We start from the raw sequence: 3,037 nt of genomic DNA on the forward strand, positions 1-3,037 counted from the left end.
ATTTGGTAATTCTGATAAGTGTTTTTCAAGTAATTGAAATTCAAAATCTGAAAGATTTCCACTCACGAAAACTTCAATGTTTTGCCAAAGCATTTCGCGGTAATAAAAAATTAATTTTTCTTTAGTTATTTCATTTACATGACTTTCTTCTGGCTCTACTCCGTAAGGATGATAAGGGCCAAATAAGGATTTTCGAAAAAGTTGTCCGGCTCTTACCGAAGTTTTCTCTTTTTCAAGTTTTTGACCCAATCGTTTTTGAGACTTTCTTTTTTCTATTGCCTCCAAAGGAAACGTAGCCTCAGTAAATAATTCTATAAAAACCGGGAGGACATGAAATAAGTGCTTCTTAGTAGTCAATAATCCCAAACCTTCATTGGAGAAAGTTAAAATAGGGCTGACTTCACTTGCATGAAAATCGAAAAACTCAGCCAGTTCTTCACTTTTTTTATTCTTTAGTCCTTCTTGAAGCAGGGCAAGAGTAAAAGAGGGGACTAAGTTTTGAGAAAGAGGTAATGATGCTTTTCTTCCTTTTCCTATCACTTCAATTTTTACTACATCCAAACTCGGAGTGTTGTTGAAAAAAATCTTAGCTCCGTTTTTAAGTGTAGTTTGAAAAGGTGGAATAAGCTCAAAATCTTCCGGAATTTTAAATTCAGGAGCTTTCGACCTATCTAATCCCATTATAGATCTGAAATTGTATAAAGTAATGAGAATCTAAGGGTCTCTGCTAGAGGATGATTTTGTTTTTGAGGAACTAAGTATGAAAAGTCAAATCCAATTCTTTTTAAATCGAATCCCACTCCCATTGTGAAGTATTTTCTACCTCCCTTACTTTGGTTTTCGAAGAAATAACCTGTTCTTAAGTTAAACTTTTCTGCATACGTATATTCTACACCAAAAGAGACGGTAATTTCTTGCATTTCCTCAGAAAATCCTCCGGGGGCATCAGCAAATGAACCGAACATTCCTGAAATCAAAGGTCTATTTGGATCTTTTCCTTCTGCAATCACCAAATTTCCATCTTCATCTGTTACCAAGGTTCCATCCTCATTTGTTGCATAAATTGGTGGTGTTGGAACTAATAGCTTATTGAAATCCAAAGCAAAAGTAATGGTGTTTAGAGGGTCAAGATCTAAGGAATAAGCTGTCCCAAGTCTTAAATTTGTTGGGATATAATCTAAATCATCTGCGCTGTTATAAGTGATTTTTGGTCCTATATTTGAAATGTTTACACCCCAAGACCATGTTCCCTCTTTAGAACCAGAGAAAATTGGTTTTTGATAATAAAGTCCAACATCTGTTCCTACACTAATTCCAGGTCTACTTTCGTTTCCGCCTGAAGAAGAGATGTTTCCAGAAAGATTTGAATGGATAAATCTTGCAGAAATACCTAAAGCCAAATTTGATGAAAGTTTTCTAGAATAGGTACCACCAATTGCAATATCTCTAGGATTGAATTCACCCAATTCATTTCCAAGTCCATCTGTCAATTGAATATCTCCCATATTGAAATATCTAAGATCAAACCCAAATGCAGAAACTTCATCTATTTTGACAAAACCACTTAGATAGCTCAAGGACATGTCGTTTACAAGCTTACCAAGCCAAGGTGAATACGATAGCGAAAAACCCATCTTGTCCTCAACGAATGCTAGTTTACCGGAATTCCAATGTGCTGAATTTGCATCTGGTGATGTAGCAACACCGACATCTCCCATAGCAGAATGTCTAGAATCAGGTGCAAAATTTAGAAATGGTACAGCAGTAGTAATAACTCGTCTCGATGGATCTTGACCAGATATAATGGTGCTATTCTGAGCAAAAGTTGCAAAACTAGCCAGGGTGAAAATCAATAGGAGTATGTGTTTCCTGTTTCTAATGGCCATTATTTTCATTTAATAACTATTTGACCGCTTGCCACCGCCATTGAATTATCGGTTTCTGACTGAAGCGTTAATTTGTAAATATAAGTTCCTTTTGCTGGATATTTTGTTTGGTTCTGAAAAAATATCCATGATAAATCATCAATCCGAGCAGATGCACGAATCAAACGAAAGGATTCCGTAAATATTGTCTGTCCTGTAGTTTGATAAACTGAAAGTGTTATTTGAAAATTTTCTCCCGGTCTATTGTGCTCAATTACAAAATTACTAATTGCATCTGTTGGGTTTGGAAATGTCTTAGAATCAATGATTCTAAGTTTTTCACTTCCTTCTACTAAGATATTAACAGTTAAGATACTTTGATTTCCTAAATTATCCCAAGCCTGGATTGTTAGTTGATTTACTCCCTCTACTAATCCCGTTAATAATATTTCAATTTTTCCTTTTTGGTATCCATTATCAGAAGCGACAAAATCATAATTTAAGTTAATTGGTGTTTCACCGTTTATTTGAACCTGGATTTCTTGATTTGGGATTAATCCTGAAATATTAATTCCACTGATGTCTTCAAGGTTAATTTGTGCAAATAAAGATTTAGATGGGAATTTAATTCCCTCAGGATTTATCCCATTTAATAACAAACTAATTTCTGGACCAGATACATCAGCGTCATTTTCAATGGAACCTTCGACACTCAGAATATCCAACCCAAAAGCTTCAATTCCATTTTTTTCGTCTTTTCCAATAATTCGCAGATTACCTGAAAATTCCTCCTGAGTGATCCCTTTTGGTAAAATAAATTTTGAGTTAATTTTCCCATCTATCACAACTCCGGTTCCTCTAAATAAAACAATATCCTCTTCAGTGTATTGAAAGGGATTGTTTTCATCACCTAAAGTTTCTTTTGAGATTTCTTCCCCCCTAATTTCTATTTGAAAAGAGCCATTAAAACCAATCTGAGAGGATCCTGTAAGCGGGTCATTGATTTCTGATTCCAGCAGAATTTCTTGTCCACTTTTTACGGAAGTTAAGTTATCGCCTTCTTTATTTTTAAGGGAAGTAACTTTTATTTCCAATTCTGGAAAAGAAAGTTTGAGGCTTGGATCACCTAAAAGAGAAAAGTTTCGATTGAGAGCACCGTTAAGACTGTTGTT

The 3,037-nt window shown here is 34.9% G+C and carries 1 protein-coding gene and 2 pseudogenes; all 3 read right to left on the reverse strand.

What is annotated here, in order from left to right; all coding sequences use genetic code 11:
* A pseudogene (locus Q0L68_RS18760) lies at window positions 1-681 on the reverse strand (insulinase family protein); the annotation flags it as partial.
* Window positions 681-1,895, reverse strand: coding sequence for a type IX secretion system outer membrane channel protein PorV (gene porV, locus Q0L68_RS18765; RefSeq protein WP_296705782.1), 1,215 nt, complete (start codon window positions 1,893-1,895; stop codon window positions 681-683). The gene porV and the pseudogene Q0L68_RS18760, both read right to left, overlap by 1 nt.
* Window positions 1,892-3,037 (reverse strand): annotated as a pseudogene (locus Q0L68_RS18770) (peptidase C25); the annotation flags it as partial. The pseudogene Q0L68_RS18770 and the gene porV, both read right to left, overlap by 4 nt.

Origin of the sequence: Algoriphagus sp. (genome assembly GCF_024642405.1) — a bacterium.
Taxonomy (GTDB): Bacteria; Bacteroidota; Bacteroidia; order Cytophagales; family Cyclobacteriaceae; genus Algoriphagus.